General features: G+C 33.4%; 14 protein-coding genes and 2 tRNA genes. 3 read left to right on the top strand and 13 right to left on the bottom strand.

Translation table 11 applies throughout. The features are described 5' to 3' along the window. Nucleotides 1-5: 5 nt before the first annotated feature. Both ACFS5M_RS00670 and ACFS5M_RS00665 read right to left on the bottom strand, forming a co-directional pair. Nucleotides 6-665, bottom strand: coding sequence for a class I SAM-dependent methyltransferase (locus tag ACFS5M_RS00670; RefSeq protein ID WP_379897602.1), 660 nt, complete (start codon nucleotides 663-665; stop codon nucleotides 6-8). Continuing rightward, on the bottom strand, nucleotides 666-1,205 hold the full coding sequence (locus ACFS5M_RS00665; RefSeq protein WP_183484344.1) for an RNA methyltransferase: 540 nt from the start codon (nucleotides 1,203-1,205) through the stop codon (nucleotides 666-668). Between the two features lie 117 nt (nucleotides 1,206-1,322). Here ACFS5M_RS00665 and mutS point away from each other — a divergent pair, with 117 nt between their 5' ends. The 3 genes from mutS to ACFS5M_RS00650 all read left to right on the top strand — a co-directional run bounded on the left by mutS (nucleotide 1,323) and on the right by ACFS5M_RS00650 (nucleotide 4,213). After that, nucleotides 1,323-3,935: a DNA mismatch repair protein MutS gene (gene mutS, locus ACFS5M_RS00660; RefSeq protein WP_183484342.1), complete on the top strand. Its 2,613-nt coding sequence runs from the start codon at nucleotides 1,323-1,325 to the stop codon at nucleotides 3,933-3,935. A gap of 96 nt (nucleotides 3,936-4,031) precedes the next feature. Further along, a tRNA-Gly gene (locus ACFS5M_RS00655) sits at nucleotides 4,032-4,103 on the top strand. A 26-nt stretch (nucleotides 4,104-4,129) separates the two neighbouring features. Beyond that, nucleotides 4,130-4,213 (top strand) — tRNA-Leu (locus ACFS5M_RS00650). Between the two features lie 96 nt (nucleotides 4,214-4,309). On the opposite strand, the gene ACFS5M_RS00645 is transcribed toward ACFS5M_RS00650, so the two are convergent. The 11 genes from ACFS5M_RS00645 to ACFS5M_RS00595 form a co-directional block, all read right to left on the bottom strand. Further along, the gene (locus tag ACFS5M_RS00645) at nucleotides 4,310-5,143 is read right to left on the bottom strand and encodes a DMT family transporter (RefSeq protein ID WP_379897599.1); all 834 of its coding nucleotides are present in this window, start codon (nucleotides 5,141-5,143) and stop codon (nucleotides 4,310-4,312) included. Between the two features lie 20 nt (nucleotides 5,144-5,163). Next, a complete protein-coding gene (locus ACFS5M_RS00640; RefSeq protein WP_183484338.1) occupies nucleotides 5,164-5,688 on the bottom strand; it encodes a LacI family DNA-binding transcriptional regulator in 525 nt (174 codons plus the stop codon). A gap of 4 nt (nucleotides 5,689-5,692) precedes the next feature. After that, the gene (locus ACFS5M_RS00635) at nucleotides 5,693-6,361 is read right to left on the bottom strand and encodes a bifunctional 4-hydroxy-2-oxoglutarate aldolase/2-dehydro-3-deoxy-phosphogluconate aldolase (protein ID WP_183484335.1); all 669 of its coding nucleotides are present in this window, start codon (nucleotides 6,359-6,361) and stop codon (nucleotides 5,693-5,695) included. 10 nt (nucleotides 6,362-6,371) lie between these two features. Continuing rightward, nucleotides 6,372-7,412 (bottom strand): PfkB family carbohydrate kinase, encoded by a 1,041-nt coding sequence (locus ACFS5M_RS00630; RefSeq protein ID WP_183484332.1) that lies wholly within the window; start codon nucleotides 7,410-7,412, stop codon nucleotides 6,372-6,374. A 16-nt stretch (nucleotides 7,413-7,428) separates the two neighbouring features. Then, a complete protein-coding gene (locus ACFS5M_RS00625; protein WP_183484329.1) occupies nucleotides 7,429-8,184 on the bottom strand; it encodes an SDR family NAD(P)-dependent oxidoreductase in 756 nt (251 codons plus the stop codon). 23 nt (nucleotides 8,185-8,207) lie between these two features. After that, nucleotides 8,208-8,972, bottom strand: a complete 765-nt coding sequence (locus ACFS5M_RS00620; RefSeq protein ID WP_183484326.1) for an SDR family NAD(P)-dependent oxidoreductase — start codon at nucleotides 8,970-8,972, stop codon at nucleotides 8,208-8,210. 37 nt (nucleotides 8,973-9,009) lie between these two features. After that, nucleotides 9,010-10,284, bottom strand: coding sequence for an MFS transporter (locus tag ACFS5M_RS00615; protein ID WP_183484323.1), 1,275 nt, complete (start codon nucleotides 10,282-10,284; stop codon nucleotides 9,010-9,012). A 168-nt stretch (nucleotides 10,285-10,452) separates the two neighbouring features. Further along, nucleotides 10,453-11,154, bottom strand: a complete 702-nt coding sequence (locus ACFS5M_RS00610) for a FadR/GntR family transcriptional regulator (protein WP_183484320.1) — start codon at nucleotides 11,152-11,154, stop codon at nucleotides 10,453-10,455. A 345-nt stretch (nucleotides 11,155-11,499) separates the two neighbouring features. Then, nucleotides 11,500-12,819 (bottom strand): RagB/SusD family nutrient uptake outer membrane protein, encoded by a 1,320-nt coding sequence (locus ACFS5M_RS00605; protein ID WP_183484317.1) that lies wholly within the window; start codon nucleotides 12,817-12,819, stop codon nucleotides 11,500-11,502. Between the two features lie 11 nt (nucleotides 12,820-12,830). Then, on the bottom strand, nucleotides 12,831-16,025 hold the full coding sequence (locus ACFS5M_RS00600) for a SusC/RagA family TonB-linked outer membrane protein (RefSeq protein ID WP_183484314.1): 3,195 nt from the start codon (nucleotides 16,023-16,025) through the stop codon (nucleotides 12,831-12,833). Nucleotides 16,026-16,398: 373 nt separating this feature from the next. Beyond that, nucleotides 16,399-16,770: a cupin domain-containing protein gene (locus tag ACFS5M_RS00595; protein ID WP_183484312.1), complete on the bottom strand. Its 372-nt coding sequence runs from the start codon at nucleotides 16,768-16,770 to the stop codon at nucleotides 16,399-16,401. Nucleotides 16,771-16,776 lie beyond the last annotated feature (6 nt).

The raw sequence follows: 16,776 nt of genomic DNA, 5'->3' as shown, positions 1-16,776 counted from the left end.
AGCTTTTAAAAAAGAGTGTATAATGTGGTAACAATACAACCTTTGTTGTTCTCTAGTATATACGTGTCAAGAGTTTTTTCCTCTCTAATATTTAAATTAAAAGGTGCTTCTAGTAGATTAACACCACTGTTTTGTTTTAGCCTAATACCTTGGCCAGAAATAATGTCTTTATTAGGAATATAGTCTTCAGAAGGGAGGTGTTCAGTTAATATAATGTATTTATAAACGGCTATTTTCTTAATTATTTTTTGGATTTCGGTATTTGATATATGCTGTAATACTTGTCGTAATATAATACAATCGCCTGAAGGGAGCTCGTCGTTCGAAATGTCCAAACAATAAAACTCTAAGTTACTTTCTTTAAATAAACTTTTATTCCTATTAATAAGTTTTTCTACAATATCAATAGCAATATATTTCTGGGTATATTTTGAAAGAGATTTACCAATATTAAAATCACCACAACCTAAATCGCAAACAACTAAAGGCGTATTATGAGATTCAAAAAAGGTAATTAAGGCCTTAAGATATGGATTTACAATTTTTGGTTCATGCGAACCTGTGCCAGAATAAAAATCAGTGGATGTTCCTCCCCAAAGGTTCATTTCATAAATCTGTTGCATAACAGCTTTGGTTGGCCAAGGTTGCTTCGGTTTTTTGGCCACCTATTTTTGATTTAAGATTAGTTTACTATAAACATCCCAAACCACAACACCACAACTCACAGAAATGTTTAAAGAATGTTTGGTTCCAAACTGAGGAATTTCAAGAACAAAATCACTTGCGCTTACCACATCTTGAGAAACCCCTTTGACTTCGTTGCCAAAAACTAAAGCATAAGTTGTATTTTGTTTTGGTGAGAATTTATTTAACATCGTAGCGTTTTCAGCCTGTTCAATTGCGCATATTTGAACCTTATCTTGTTGTAATTTATCAATAACAGTCATAGTGTTTTCTACATATTCCCAGGCAACAGAATCAGTACTCCCAAGTGCAGTTTTATGAATGTCTTTATGAGGTGGTTTGGCTGTTATACCACAGAGGTAAATCTTTTCAATTAAAAAAGCATCACTCGTTCTAAACACAGAGCCTATATTGTTCAAGCTCCTAATATTATCAAGCACAATAATGAGTGGTGTTTTTTTAGTTTGTTTAAATTCATCGACACTTAATCGGTCTAATTCACTGTTTTTTAATTTGCGCATAGGATGTGAATAATTGTAGATAACTTATGTAGAGATGATTTCAGTAAAAATCAAATATTAATTACATTAGCAATCTTGCATTCAGGACAAAAATAACATATAAAAATCACTTATCCATTGGCAAAAAAAGCAAAAAAAGTCACGCCTTTAATGAAACAATACAATGCCATTAAGGTAAAGTATCCAGATGCATTGTTGTTATTTCGTGTAGGCGATTTTTATGAAACCTTTGGAGAAGACGCTGTAAAAGCTGCGGGAATTCTAGGTATTATATTAACTAAACGAGGTGCAGGAAGTGAAAGCGAAACAGAGTTAGCAGGTTTTCCACACCATTCGTTAAACACCTATTTGCCAAAATTAGTTAAAGCAGGAGAACGGGTTGCTATTTGTGATCAATTAGAAGATCCTAAGCAAACAAAAACTATAGTGAAACGTGGCGTTACAGAACTAGTAACACCTGGGGTAGCTTTGAATGATGAAGTTTTAGTGTCTAAATCGAATAACTTTTTATGCTCGGTTTATTTTGAAAAAAATAAAATAGGCATTTCGTTTTTAGATGTGTCTACAGGTGAGTTTTTAACCTCTCAAGGTAATGCTGAGTATATTGATAAGCTCCTTCAAAATTTCAATCCAAGTGAAGTGTTAGTATCCAAACAAAAGCGTTCGTTGTTCAATGAAACTTTTGGCGACGATTTCCACACTTTTTACCTTGAAGATTGGGTGTATCAAATAGACTATGCGAATGAAACCTTAGTCAAACATTTTAACACCAAAACATTAAAAGGATTTGGTATTGAAGATTTATATGAAGGCATTATCGCTTCAGGATCAATCTTACACTATCTTGGCGAAACACAGCATAATAAATTAGAGCATATTACATCTATTTCCAGAATTGCAGAAGATGCGTATGTCTGGATGGATAAATTTACGATTAGAAACTTAGAACTTTACCATTCAAACAACAATAATGCGGTTACATTACTTCATGTAATTGACAAAACCACTTCTCCAATGGGAGGGCGTTTATTAAAGCGTTGGTTGGCATTACCCTTAAAGAATGTAGATAAAATAAAGCAGCGTCATGAAGTCGTTGATTTTTTGACTAAAGACAAAACAATCCTTCAGAAAATTCAGAATCACATTAAACATATTGGTGATATTGAACGCTTAATTTCTAAGGTAGCGACTTCAAAAGTGAATCCAAGAGAAGTTATTCAGTTAAAAAATTCATTAGAAGCCATATCGCCAATTAAAGCATTATCGTATCATTGCGATAATGAATCACTTAAAATAATTGGAGATAAGTTACAAGATTGTGATGGGCTTCGAGAGAAGATTAAAGCCATACTTAATGAAGATGCTCCAGTGAATGTTTTAAAAGGAAACACTATTGCTGAAGGGTTTTCTGAAGAATTAGACGAGCTTCGTGGCTTGTCAACTTCAGGTAAAGCATATTTAGATCAAATGCTGAAACGCGAAAGTGATCGCACAGGAATTACATCACTTAAAATAGCATCTAATAATGTTTTTGGGTATTATATTGAAGTGCGTAATACACATAAAGACAAAGTGCCTGAGGAATGGATAAGAAAACAAACCTTAGTCAATGCAGAACGTTATATTACTGAAGAGCTTAAAGAGTATGAAGCTAAAATTTTAGGTGCTGAAGAACGTATTTTAGGAATCGAACAACAACTATTTTCAGAATTGGTGACTTGGATGAATCACTATATAAAACCAGTACAGCAAAATGCTCATCTCATTGGACAGTTAGATTGCTTATGTGGATTTGCTCAGCTAGCCAAAGACAATAAATATGTATATCCAATAATAGATGATTCATTCGATTTAGAAATAAAGAATGGTCGTCATCCTGTCATTGAAAAACAGTTGCCTATTGGTGAAGCCTATATCGCAAATGATGTGTTTTTAGATAGAGAAACGCAGCAAATCATTATGATTACTGGGCCAAATATGTCAGGAAAGTCAGCAATTTTACGTCAAACCGCATTAATTGTATTATTAGCCCAAATGGGAAGTTTTGTGCCTGCGAAATCTGCAAGAATAGGATTGGTCGATAAAATTTTCACAAGAGTAGGAGCGAGTGATAATATCTCCATGGGAGAATCTACTTTTATGGTTGAAATGAATGAGACCGCATCTATCTTGAATAATATCTCAGATAGAAGTTTGGTGTTGCTTGATGAAATTGGTCGTGGTACCAGTACTTATGATGGCATATCCATAGCTTGGGCTATTAGTGAATATTTGCATGAGCATCCAGCAAAGCCGAAAACACTTTTTGCAACACACTATCATGAGTTAAATGAAATGACAGAAACGTTTAGCCGAATTAAGAACTATAATGTGTCTGTAAAAGAGTTAAAAGATAATGTTTTGTTTTTGCGTAAACTAGTTTCTGGAGGAAGTGAGCATAGTTTTGGAATTCATGTGGCTAAAATGGCTGGAATGCCACAGCAGGTTTTACATCGTGCCAACAAGATTTTAAAGAAATTAGAAAAATCGCATTCAAGTGAAGAGCTTACAGATAAAGTGAAATCGTTAAAAGATGAAATGCAACTAAGCTTCTTTAACTTAGATGACCCTTTACTTGAAGAGATTAAAGATGAGATATTACACATTGATATTGACGTACTTACACCTGTAGAAGCACTAATGAAACTTAATGAAATTAAACGTATGCTTATGAAGAAAAAGCGTGCTTAAAAATAAATGGATTATTTCTTTAAAAAGGCTTTGGAATTCCTAGAAATATTTTAAATTTGCATCCGCAATAGTGATATTGTGCGTTCATTAAAAACTGCGAAAGTAGCTCAGGGGTAGAGCATCACCTTGCCAAGGTGGGGGTCGCGGGTTCAAATCCCGTCTTTCGCTCTGAAACTTTCTTAAAATATACCAATGCTGAAGTGGTGGAATTGGTAGACACGTTGGACTTAAAATCCAATGTCCATTAGGACGTACGGGTTCAAGTCCCGTCTTCAGTACTAAAGCCTTTATCGAAAGATAAAGGCTTTTTTTATGATTTATAATTAACAATAACAGAGCTCTCTGCTATAACGTAGTTTTTAAACAATGTTTGCCTATTTTCTAATGGTTTTAACATTTAAGATTAATCCAGACACAATTAGGAGAATTCCTAGAACACTCCAAAGAGTATAGATTTCATTAAACCAAATTACACCAATAAGTAGCGTAAATATGACTTCAATATATTTTAAAGGAGCAGCCTGATTTGTTTCAATATTTTGAAATGCCTTAGTCATATAGAATTGTCCAAAATATCCAAAAACACCTAAGCTTAAAAGTAAGCCCCATTCATAACCTACTGGTGTAATCCAATTTGGGATAGCTAACACGCCTCCAACTATAGCTGCAATAATCATAAAATAATTGACAATAACTACAGGATGGTCTCCTTTACCAATCATTCTAATTGTTACATACACTAAACCACTAAAAATGGCTGAGGCTATAGCATAGATTAAACCTATAGTATTTATTTGAGAATCGAAACCTTTTAAAATTAAAACCCCAGAAAAAGCAATTAACAAAAATAGCCATTGTAAGGGTTTTATTCTTTCTTTTAAAAAAATCAATGCAAAAATAGCCGCAAAAATAGGTGAGATATACCGAACTGTTGCTGCAGTCCCCATATTTAAATATTTTAAAGAATAAAAAAACAATGTCATTGAAGTAACACCTACTAATCCTCTAATGATTAGCAGTTTTTTTTTATTTCCGTACATTGAAATATTGTTTCGAATAAGGAAAGGTACAGTAAAAGCTAATGAGCCAATAGATCTAAAGAACACAATTTGATAGGCACTAAAATGATTCAAACTTTTAACAAAAGCATTTAACAGTGCAAAAGCAAAAGCACTCAATATCATAAAATGAATAGCTTTTTTTAGCATATATTAAAATGAGCTTTTTACTAAAGAATTGATTCTATAAGTTTTGTAAAGTTATTTATACATTCTAACTTTAATTGTTTTTGTGTTTTGTTTTTTGAGACTAAGATATGTTCTAGAGGCAGATTACTAGTCTTCGAATAATTATATGTGTGATTTGTTTTTGATTCGGTTAATAAAATAATCCCATCAACGGTTCCGTCATTTATTTTTAAGATACATTCTTCAAGTTTTTCATGATCTTCAAAAGATTGAAAAAGAATAATTCTATAACCAAAACTAAAAGCTACTTTTTCAATATTATGTAAAAAACAGCTATAAAATTCATCATTAATTTGTGGTAAAATTACAGCAACAGTATTTGTTTTCTTTTTCCTTAAAGCTACAGCATGATTGTTAGGGATGTAATTGTTTTCATTTGCAATAGATTTAATTAATTGCCTGGTTTTTAAGCTAATATCAAATTTATTGTTTAAAGCTTTAGATACTGTTGAAACAGAAAACCCAGATAGGTGCGACAATTGTTTTAAAGTAATAGAAGTTTCCAATACATTAATTTTTAAGTCCTTTAATAATATCTATAGCTTTTCTTGTAAGCGTTTCAATTTTTTCTAAATCGTAGTGTCCATCTGAATTTTTGTTAATCAGTTTAGAACCCATTCCTACACAAATTGTTCCTGCATTAAACCAACTTTCTAAATTTTCTTTTGTTGGCGATACACCTCCAGTTGGCATAATACTAGTCCAAGGCTGAGGGCCTTTAATTGCTTTTATGAAATCTGGGCCATAGATTCCTCCAGGGAAAAGTTTTACTATTTCACAGCCTAATTCTTCAGCTCTAGCAATTTCAGTTAGCGATCCACAACCAGGAGACCATAAAACCTTACGTCTGTTACATACAAGTGCAATATCTTCTCTTAAAACTGGAGTTACAATAAAATTAGCGCCTAAAGACATAAATCTTGATGCTGAAGCTGCATCAGTAACTGATCCTACTCCTAAAATCATTCCTGGTAATTCTGAAGTTGCATACTTAACTAATTCACCAAAAACTTCATGAGCAAAATCACCTCTTGCTGTAAATTCTAAAAGTCGAGCTCCTCCATTGTAACAAGCCTTTAATACTTTCTTGCTGATTTCTAAGTTGTTATTGTAAAACAAAGGGACAAGTCCCGTTAGTTTCATCGTATTCGCAACTTCTATTCTTGAAAATTGTGCCATATTTTTTTGTTTAACGTGCTACTCGTCCAGAAGCATCACCTCCCATTAATTTTTCTACTTCAGAAACAGTTACCAGATTAGCATCTCCTTTTATAGTGTGTTTTAAACATGATGCAGCAACTGCAAAGTCTAATGCATTTTGGTCATCTTCAGGATATTTTAATAACCCATATATTAATCCACCCATAAACGAATCTCCACCGCCAACACGATCGACGATATCTGTGATTTGATACTGACGAGTTTCATACATTTTTTCACCATCATAAAGAACTCCAGCCCATGTGTTATGAGATGCTGAAATTGATCCACGAAGTGTTGTTATTACTTTTTTAGCTTTAGGAAATTTTTCCATCATTTGTTTACAAACAGATAGAAATGCCTCTGCTTTTACATCATGGCCATGCTTGTGAACATCTAATCCTTCAGGATGGATGCCAAAATGTTTTTCGGCATCTTCTTCGTTGCCTAAAATGATATCACAGTAGGAGGTGAGTTCGGTCATAATAGCTTCACGATCGCCACCATATTTCCATAATTTAGCTCTATAATTTAGATCTGTAGAAATGGTAATTCCTTTTTCACTAGCTGCTTTTACTGCTTCTAAACAAACATCAGCTGCACCCTGCGAAATAGCAGGCGTAATACCTGTCCAATGAAACCATTCTACACCATTAAACACAGCATCCCAATCAATCATTCCTGATTTAATTTCTGCGATAGCAGAATGTGCTCTATCATAAACAACTTTACTACCTCGACTTACTGCACCAGTTTCTAAAAAGTATATTCCTAGACGATCTCCACCCCAAACAATTTTATCTACACCAACGCCTCTTTTGCGCATTTCCATCATAGCGCATTGTCCAATATCATTATCAGGCAAACGCGTTACAAAATCTACAGAAACACCGTAGTTAGCTAAAGAAACAGCGACATTTGATTCGCCGCCTCCATAAACGACATCAAAGCTATTGGCTTGTGAAAATCTTAAAAATCCTTGTGGTGCTAAACGGAGCATAATTTCTCCAAAAGTGACTACTTTACTCATTATTATTTTTTATATTTTAACTAAAGGCTAAGCCTCCATTAATATCTATATTGTTTCCTGTTATAAAAGAAGCTTCATTTGATGCTAAATATGTTACCAAACCTGCAACTTCTTCAGCTTGACCTTCTCTTCTTAATGGAGTCGCTCCTGCAACCTTATTTCTGATTTCATCTTTCGTAAAATCGTCATGGAATTTTGTTCCAATTAAACCAGGGCAGATTGCATTTACTCTAATTCCTTTAGGGCCTAACTCTTTTGCCATTGCCCTTGAGAATGTAGTTACAGCTCCTTTAGAAGATGCATATAAAGATGATCCACCGCCACCGCCATCTCTAGCAGCTTGAGAAGAAAGGTTGATAATTGATCCTCCTTTAGTCATTAAAGGTTCGAAAGCTTGTGTTACAAAAACAGTAGATTTAAAATTAACATTCATAACTAAGTTATAAAATGACTCATCTAATTCCTGTAATGTTTTGCGAGCAAAAAGACCACCTGCATTATTTACTAAAATATCGACTGTGTTTCCAAATGCTTCAATAGTTTTTGCTTTTAAATTGTTAATGTCATCTTGTTTTGATACATCAGCTTTAATAGCAATAGCTTGGCCTCCAATAGATTTTATATCTTCTACAGTTTTGTTGGCTCCAGCTTCAGAGCTGTTATAATTTACAACTACCTTTGCTCCATCTTTAGCAAGTTTAATCGATATTGCTCTTCCTATGTCTCTAGAACCTCCAGTTACTACAGCTACCTTTCCTTTTAATCTACTCATTTTATATTAATAAAATTTTAATATTAAATTCCTAGTGCTTGTCCACCACCAATTTGAATAGTTTCTGCTGTTATAAAAGATGCATCTTTACTAGCTAAAAAGGAAATCACACCAGCAACATCTTCAGGTTGTCCTAATCTTCCAAGCATGATATTATTTGCCCAAGAGGCAAAAACTTCAGGTTTAGTTGATTTAATTTGGGCGTGGAACGGTGTATCAATAGTACCAGGAGAAACGGCATTTACTCTAATTCCATATTCAGCTAAATCTTTTGCTAATGCACGAGTAATGGCATGAACACCAGCTTTTGATGTGCCGTAAACTCCAGCTCCAGGACCACCAGCGGTCCATCCTGCATTAGAAGTATAGTTAATTATAGAAGGGTGTTCTCCTTTTTTAAGAAACGGTATTGCAGCTCTTGAAGCAAAAAATACTGAATCTAAGTTAAGTGCCATTACAAATCTGTAAAATTCAGTTGTCATGTCTTCAAACCTAGATCGTCCACCTAATCCACCTGCATTATTTACAAGAACATCTATTTTACCATATTTTTCACCAATTTTTGTGATATTAGAAGTAACAGCTTCGTCACTAGTAACATCAAAACCGTAATATTCGGCAGTTATTCCTTCATTAGTAAGTTGTTTAACTCTTTCGGCTCCTACTTCGTCTTCTATACCGTTTAAAATTACTGTATATCCATCTTTACCTAATCTTTTTGCAACTTCGAATCCGATTCCTCCAGTTGCTCCTGTTACAATAGCAACTTTTTCATTTGATTTATTCATCGTTTAATATTGAATTTTATTATGTTATAATATTTCTTTAATTTTCTACAAGCTTAACTTTTCTAATTAAAAAGAAAATAGCTAGTACTGCTAGCACCACAGATAATGTTATAGCTATAAAAGCAGGTGTATATGATCCTCCTTTGGTAATGCTTCCAATAAACCAGTTCATTATAATAGGGGAGAAAGCAGCTATCGTTCCAGCTAATCCAGCTAATGTTCCTACAGAAGGTCCTTTAAATAAGTCACTAGATAAGGTTTGAATATTACCTATAGCAAATTGGAATCCAAAAAGCGCTAATCCTGCTAAATAAATGAAAGTCATGTAATTAGAGTCATTTACAAATATTATGATAGAAACAAATCCAATTATAATTAGAAGGCTTCCTAAAACAATACTTGCTTTCCTACCAATATCAACAGAAGTACGTTTTATTATTTCTTCAGTAAATAAGCCTCCTAAAATTCCACCTGCTGCAGCCATGAGATAAGAAATCCACATAGTTTTTCCTATTTCTTCTATGCTTAGACCAAACTTAGAATTTAAATAAATTGGCATCCAACCTGCAAAGAACCACCAAATAGGTTCTATAAAAAATCTGCATAGTAAAACGCCCCAAGGTTGTTTGTAACTAAGTATTTTTAATACGCTTAAACTTTTAGCGCCTTCAACAGCAACGTCATTATTTTCTATTCGATCATTAAGTATTAAGTTTCTTTCGTCTTCAGTAATCCAAGGATGACTTTCTGGTTTAGACTTGTTTAGAGCAAACCATGGAATTACCCATAGCAAACCTAAGGCACCTAATATTAAATATGTAGACTTCCATCCAAATTGAGCATAAAGAAAGACTATAATTACGGGAGCTACCACATTACCAATAGAGGCTCCTGAATTAAAAATACCTTGTGCGAGTGCTCTTTGTTTTACAGGAAACCATTCGCCATTACTTTTTACAGCACCAGGCCATAACCCTGCTTCTCCTAGTCCAAGTAACCCACGAACTATTGATAGTGAAACCACACCTCTTGCTATTGCGTGAAGGGCAGCAGCAGCAGACCAAACCACAATTGATAAAACAAACCCAATTCTTGTTCCAATTTTATCGTATAATCTTCCAGATAAAAACTTACTGGCAGCATAAGTAATCATAAAAATATTAAGCATTAAGGCATAATCTGAATTATCCATGCCTAGGTCTTCTCCCATTTGAGGCCAAAGTAAAGCAAATGCAGTTCTATCTATATAATTTATTACAGTTGCAATAAAAATCAATCCAATAATCCACCATCTTAAACCTCTTACTTTCATAGTATAATATTCTAAACCAATTTATGGTTATTTAAATTTTTATAAAAAGTAATTAAATTTTAGTAGCAAAATGCGGATGCATTTTCTAAGAATAAAATTACTTCCCTCCTTAATGTATTCTACATTAGAAAATTTAACGTGCAATTAATTTTCTAACAGATTTAAATATCAAGTATTATAGCAGTATTGATATAATATCTTGAAATGTTCTTTCATTTTTTGTTTTGCTAGTTGAGGATCTTGATTTTTAATAGCCTCAAAAATAGCTTGATGTTCTTTTATACCTGATTGAGCTAGGTTTTTATCACATACATGATACTTTTCAAAATTTGTAATTATTCCTGGTGTAATAATTAGCATGAACGTATTCATGGTGCTATTCCTGCTAGCTTTTGCTATAGCTAAATGAAACAGTAAATCTTCTTGAACAGCATCTTGACCATTATTTACTTTATTAGCATAAGCCTCTAAAGCATTCTTCATTTGTTCTAAATCTTTATCTGTTCTTCGGATTGCTGCTAACCTTGCTGTTTTTAATTCTAATAATATTCTTGTTTCAACTAATGACTTAAAGTCTGGATCATCTAATCTTAAAATGTCCTCAATCATGCCGTTCATAGCAATAACTCCTATATTTGCAACAAAAGTCCCGCTTTGAGGTATTGACTTTAATAATCCGTAAAACTCTAATTTTTGAATGGCTTCACGTAAATTCCCTCTAGAAACTTCAAATTTATCTGAAAGTACTCGTTCAGAGGGAAGCTTATCTCCAGGTTCAAGATTTTTATAATTGATTAAATCTCGAATCTTAGAAATAATTGAATTTTGAATACTTTGATTCTCATTTACAGTAAGTATTTCTAACTTCATATTTTTATTTGTATTCTAAAATTGATTAGACACTTGTTAAATTTAGAAATTTAAAAGGGATAACCAAAGAAAAACCAAAACCTTTTCTGATGAATTTTACTGGCTGCGGCACCAGTAAAACTCAACAGGTTACATTAATTAATTTAGACCAATCAAATAAAATTAATGCTGTACTTCTAAATCGTTGAATCTATCTTTTTCAGATAAGCTCATTCTTCTTTGATTTAGAAAATAATCATCTTTTTATACTAAAAGACTAAAGTGTAATATTTAAAAAAACTATTAATCAAATATTATTTATACTTAAAAACTATAATCTTAAATTTATTTATTAATGTTTAAAAATTAGTATCCTGGGTTTTGTGTAATCACTCCTCCAGTTGCAAGTATTTCAGAAATAGGAATTGGAAATAAATGATAATTACTATTAACCGTTTCTCCCATTTCGGCATCAACTGAACCAGTTCTAACTAGGTCAAACCATCTTTGCCCTTCAAAGGCTAACTCTAATCTTCTTTCATCTTGAATGGCTTGTCTAACCAAAGCCTGAGTGTTAAGAACAGTATGATCTAGAGGAGCTAAGCCAGCTCTTGTACGTATTGGGTCTAAAACATCAAGAACATCTTCTTCTGAAGAACCATTTTCATTTAATGTTTCTGCATACAATAATATAACGTCTGCTAATCTCAGTTCAATCCAGTCGTGATCAGGGCCACCAGTTTGAGGGAATTTAGGTGACATTAAATCTGCTTCATTTATTGTTACTGCTCTTCTTAAATCTCCAGGACTTGCATCAAATGCAGCAATTAGGTCTGTGTCTAAAGGATCTAAAGATTTAGTGTCAAGTCCTGCAGACCATGACCAAAATTCTGTAAAACCATATTCATCTTCAATAGAACTTGAAACTTGAGTAGCAAATAAGATTTCAGAATTTAAATCATTTTCTACGCCAAAAATATCAGCAAATCCAGAAGTTACTAGTTCAATACCAGCAGCGGAAGCTCCGTTTACAACAGCAGCTAGATGTGGTTCTGCACTTGCAAAATTACCTCTTTGAACATATACTTTACCCAACAACCCTTGAGCTGCATATTTAGATGCTCTTCCGTCTACGATTTCTGTATCTAAAGCTGCTATTGCATCTGTTAAATCAGGAATGATCACGTTATTATAAACATCGTCAGCCGGTTGTCTTTCTAAAATAGATGTATCAGTTGTGCTTGGAGCTGGAGATAAATTCACAGGAACATCTCCAAATACTCTTACTAATTTAAAGTAAGACAAGGCTCTTAGAAATTTAGCTTCACCTACGTGAGTAGCATCTGATGAGTTATCAATAACATTATTTGCGCTTAATATGGACTTGTATAGAGCAGAGTAGAAAGGTCTAAAGAATTGATCCTCCATGATTGGTAATTCACTAGTGAATCTATCGAATGATGGATATGGCTCTTCAATCATTAGAGCATTATCTGCTCTAAAATCTCCCATTACTGCCATTGGTGTTACAGACCCAAGTTGATAGTAATATGCTGCATTCAAAATGCCATCAAAATCTTCCAAAGAATCTGAACTAGCAATATTTGGTGGGGCTTGATCTAAATCATTATCACATGCTGTTGTTAACAACAATGAACTTAATAATAAAATATATACTTTTTTCATTTTTTCTTTATTTAAAAATTAACATTTAAACCTATTGTAAAACTTCTAGCAATTGGGCTGGCACCTACTTGTGTACCATTTGTTGTTGCTCCTAAATAACCACTATTTGTAGTCTCAATACCCTCTGGATTGAAAGAGGTGTAATCATCAGACCATAAATACAATAAATTAGTGGCAGCAACATATAACCTTGTAGAACTTATACCAACTTTACTAGTCCATTTAGGGTTTAAGGTATAACCTATAGTAAGGTTTCTAAGTGCTATGTATGACGCGTCTTGTATCTGTGCGTCTAATTGATTATTAGAGTCTAAATAATGTTGACCATTATGATCGGCAATACCGTCTTCATTGGCATCAAAACTACTTCTTAGTCTACCACCAAATTCTGAATTATAGTATATTGGGTCAACATTCCAAACCTCTCCTCCTTCAGCGCCTTGGAATTGGAGAGACATATCAAAATCTTTGTACTTCATTGAGCTATTGAATCCCCAATAAAAATCTGGTGTATTTTGTCCTATTTTCACTAAATCACCACCTTCAGCAACTGTTTTAGTCTTGTCAATTTCACCATAACCTTCTTCTCCAGGAGATTGTTGGTCAACAACATAGTATGCAGAACTATTAATGCCAATATTTCGTGTTGGATCTGCAGTGTAAACACCTTCAACTTGTCCAGTGGTTTCTATTCCCCACATTTCACCAATTTCTCCACCGACATAATTTCTATAAACAGGTCCTCTACCAGATTGGCCATAAATTACTCGAGGTAATTCGTCTAGACCACCTAAATCTGTAATTTCTGTTTTAACAGTTGATAAATTAGCACTTATATCCCAAGAAAAATCTTTCTTTTGTAAAACTCCAGCAGAAAATTCGAATTCTACTCCTGAGCTTCTTACATCTCCAGTATTAAGTCTAATGGAAGTTGTACCAAGAACTTCTGATACACTCTGATTAATTAACATGTCTTCAATATCTGAGGTATAGTAATCTACACCTAAAGTAATTCTATTTCTTAGCACACCTAAATCAATTCCGTAGTTAGTTTCTGTGTTTGTTTGCCAAGTTAAATCTGCATTAGCTACATCTTCAGGAATTATATAACCATTTCCATATATCGTAGGTTGAGAATTTAAAAGACTTAATGAATTATAAGCCCCTAAGTCTGAAGTTGTACCTAAAGACCCTGTACTAAACCTTAGTTTTAATAAACTTACAAGATCAAATTTAAAAAATGATTCGTTATGTACATTCCATCCTATAGAAAGCGCTGGAAAAGTAGCAAACCTTTTATTAGCTCCGAAACGAGAATCACCATCTCTTCTTACAGATACTGAAAATAAATAACGGTCATCGAAAGCATAGTTAATTCTTCCAAAAACACTTCTTCTACTTATAGTTTCGTCTCTTTCTGTTGTAGTAATGTCTTCTGGGTTTAGCAGACTGAAGTTTATAATTTCTCCAAACGGAACATTAGTACCATTTAGTGAAGTTCCTTTAGCATATAGGTTTTGTATTTCATATCCTAATACTGCAGCAACATCGTGTCTTCCAAATACTTTTGCATAGTTCAAAGTAGTTTCACTTAATACTGAAGACCTTTTTACATTTGTTCGATCTAGTGCAGTTTGTGTACTACGTGCTCTTGAGTCAAACTCTAGTCCTCTATAAAAATAGTCTTCTGTGTCTCTAAGGTCTCCACCAAGAACAGTTTTTATATTTAATCCATCTATAATTCCAAACTGTAAATAAGAACTTACATTAGCAAAATACGTTTTTTGCCATTGGTCTGTGTTATCAAGCTTTGTTGCTGGACCTGCATCACCAGAACCACCAATACCATTACCACTTCTTCCATAATGCCAATCTTGAGCAGTATCACCTGGTTGTAATGTGTAAATACTACTATTCCAAGGTGCGTCGTCACCTCCTCTAAAGCCAGAGTCAAATGAGTCATAGCCTAAAGCTTGAGCTTGTTGATCTAATTGTTGAACAAATGCTATTGAAGCTTCGGTATGGTAAATAGGGTGAATGTTATAAGCTCTTAATAGATCTCTCATATCATGTCCTACGATATCTCTTTCAGATTTAAATCCATTGAAACTTATTCCAGTCTTAAATCGATCTCCTAATTCAGTATCGACATTCAAACGTGCGTTAAGTCTTTCATACTCTTGAGTAATTACAATACCTTCTGTATCTTGATATCCAATAGAAGCAAAGTATTTTACATTTTCTGTTCCTCCATTCATGCTAAAGTCATGACTAGTAGTACTACCATTTCTGAAAAGCCAATCTTCTGCAGCAACAACATCAGGGGAGTTTTTAAACGCATTTAATCTATAATTATATAAATCTGGATCTACTTCAGAGATGTCCCAATTTCCATTCGCTACATTTGTTTCTATAGTATTAGCCCATTCTGAAGCTGTTGGATTTATATTATCTCTTTTATATCTACTTGATGTACTCGTGTAGACATTGTAGCTAAAACTAGGCTTGCCTAACTTTCCTTTTTTGGTAGTTACTAAAATTACACCATTAGCTCCTCTTGAACCATAAATAGCAGCTGAAGCCGCATCCTTTAATACTTCTAAGCTTTCAATATCGTTTGGGTTAACCGTTGCTAAACTTCCTGAAATTGGATAGCCATCTACAACGATTAATGGACTTGAATTACCATTAATAGAAGAAGCAGCTCTAATTTGAATTTTAGGATCAGCACCTGGTGCACCATCTTGATTTTGAATTAATACCCCTGAGAGCTTTCCCGTTAGAGCTTCATCTACACGAGTCGCTTGAATACCAGCGACATCAGATCCTTTAACTTTAGCAATTGCTCCAGTAGAGTGTGATTTTTTTCGCTGACCATAACCTACAATTACAACTTCATCTAAGTTGTTTGAATCTACAGCTAGGTTAATATTAATTGTTTCTTGATTGTTAACAGTAACGGTTTGTGTTGTATAACCAACATACGAGAATTGAAGAACATCACCATTATTCACTTGAATTTCATAATTCCCATCAAAATCAGTGGATGTTCCATTTGTTGTGTCAAGAACTAACACATTAGCACCAAGAATAGGTATTGAGTTTTCATCTGTTACGTTCCCTTTAATAAGGATACCTTCTTGAGCAAAAGTTATTATGCTAAATAGAAGCATAATCATTAATGCAGACTTAGTTTTTAAATTCATAATTAATTGTTTAATTTTTAATTAGTTATTTTTAAAAAATCACTTGTAACTGCACGACAATAGTTAAATTGTTTTTTTGTACTTTTGTATTGTACGTGTTGCAACAAGTAATATGTACGTTATTACTTCCCTCCAAAGAAGTAAATTTTAAAGGATAGGCGTGCACCTGTCCTTTTTTTGTAGGTATAAAAAATTGGTTCACCAGATTGGTTGACCAAATATATATAAAATTTTGTTAAATCCAACGTTTTAGTAAAATTAATATGTTAAAAAAGAAAAGAATTGAGTTAAAATAGCAAAGATTTTCTTATTTGTGAGAATTTTACTATTGCATAAACCTTTATAAATTGGATTATTATAATTTTTATAATGACTATTTATCTCCAAAATAAGATACCTCACCACCACTTAAGAAATCTTCTCTTACAGGACTAAATGTGTCAATTAACTCACCTTCCTCCAAGCAAACAGCGCTGTGTAACAAATTAGGTTCAATATATACACCATCTCCTGCTTCTACAATTTGCTTTACACCATCAATTTCAAATTCAAATTTACCAGACACACAAAACGTTGCTTGTGTATGAAAATGTTGGTGTGGTGATCCTAATGCACCTTTTTCAAATTTTACTCTTACCATCATGATTTGGTTATCGTATCCTAAAAACTTTCTTGAGACCCCGCCTCCCAGTTCTTCCCATTCCATGTTTTTTGTAATAATGTACTTTTCACTAAATCGTTTCATTTTTTA

The sequence above is a fragment of the Lacinutrix iliipiscaria genome (assembly GCF_042686125.1).
In the GTDB taxonomy this organism is placed as follows: Bacteria; Bacteroidota; Bacteroidia; order Flavobacteriales; family Flavobacteriaceae; genus Oceanihabitans; species Oceanihabitans iliipiscarium.
The sequence above is the reverse complement of the archived record's forward strand: the minus strand, read 5'-3'. Positions and strand labels throughout refer to the sequence as shown.

Excerpts from the sequence above, each read along its gene's own strand:
- ACFS5M_RS00605 (WP_183484317.1), bottom strand. The coding sequence starts at position 12,819 with ATGAAAAAAGTATATATTTTATTATTAAGTTCATTGTTGTTAACAACA.
- ACFS5M_RS00625 (WP_183484329.1), bottom strand. The coding sequence starts at position 8,184 with ATGAGTAGATTAAAAGGAAAGGTAGCTGTAGTAACTGGAGGTTCTAGA.
- ACFS5M_RS00630 (WP_183484332.1), bottom strand. The coding sequence starts at position 7,412 with ATGAGTAAAGTAGTCACTTTTGGAGAAATTATGCTCCGTTTAGCACCA.
- ACFS5M_RS00620 (WP_183484326.1), bottom strand. The coding sequence starts at position 8,972 with ATGAATAAATCAAATGAAAAAGTTGCTATTGTAACAGGAGCAACTGGA.
- ACFS5M_RS00600 (WP_183484314.1), bottom strand. The coding sequence starts at position 16,025 with ATGAATTTAAAAACTAAGTCTGCATTAATGATTATGCTTCTATTTAGC.
- ACFS5M_RS00615 (WP_183484323.1), bottom strand. The coding sequence starts at position 10,284 with ATGAAAGTAAGAGGTTTAAGATGGTGGATTATTGGATTGATTTTTATT.
- ACFS5M_RS00610 (WP_183484320.1), bottom strand. The coding sequence starts at position 11,154 with ATGAAGTTAGAAATACTTACTGTAAATGAGAATCAAAGTATTCAAAAT.
- ACFS5M_RS00645 (WP_379897599.1), bottom strand. The coding sequence starts at position 5,143 with ATGCTAAAAAAAGCTATTCATTTTATGATATTGAGTGCTTTTGCTTTT.
- ACFS5M_RS00665 (WP_183484344.1), bottom strand. The coding sequence starts at position 1,205 with ATGCGCAAATTAAAAAACAGTGAATTAGACCGATTAAGTGTCGATGAA.
- ACFS5M_RS00635 (WP_183484335.1), bottom strand. The coding sequence starts at position 6,361 with ATGGCACAATTTTCAAGAATAGAAGTTGCGAATACGATGAAACTAACG.
- ACFS5M_RS00595 (WP_183484312.1), bottom strand. The coding sequence starts at position 16,770 with ATGAAACGATTTAGTGAAAAGTACATTATTACAAAAAACATGGAATGG.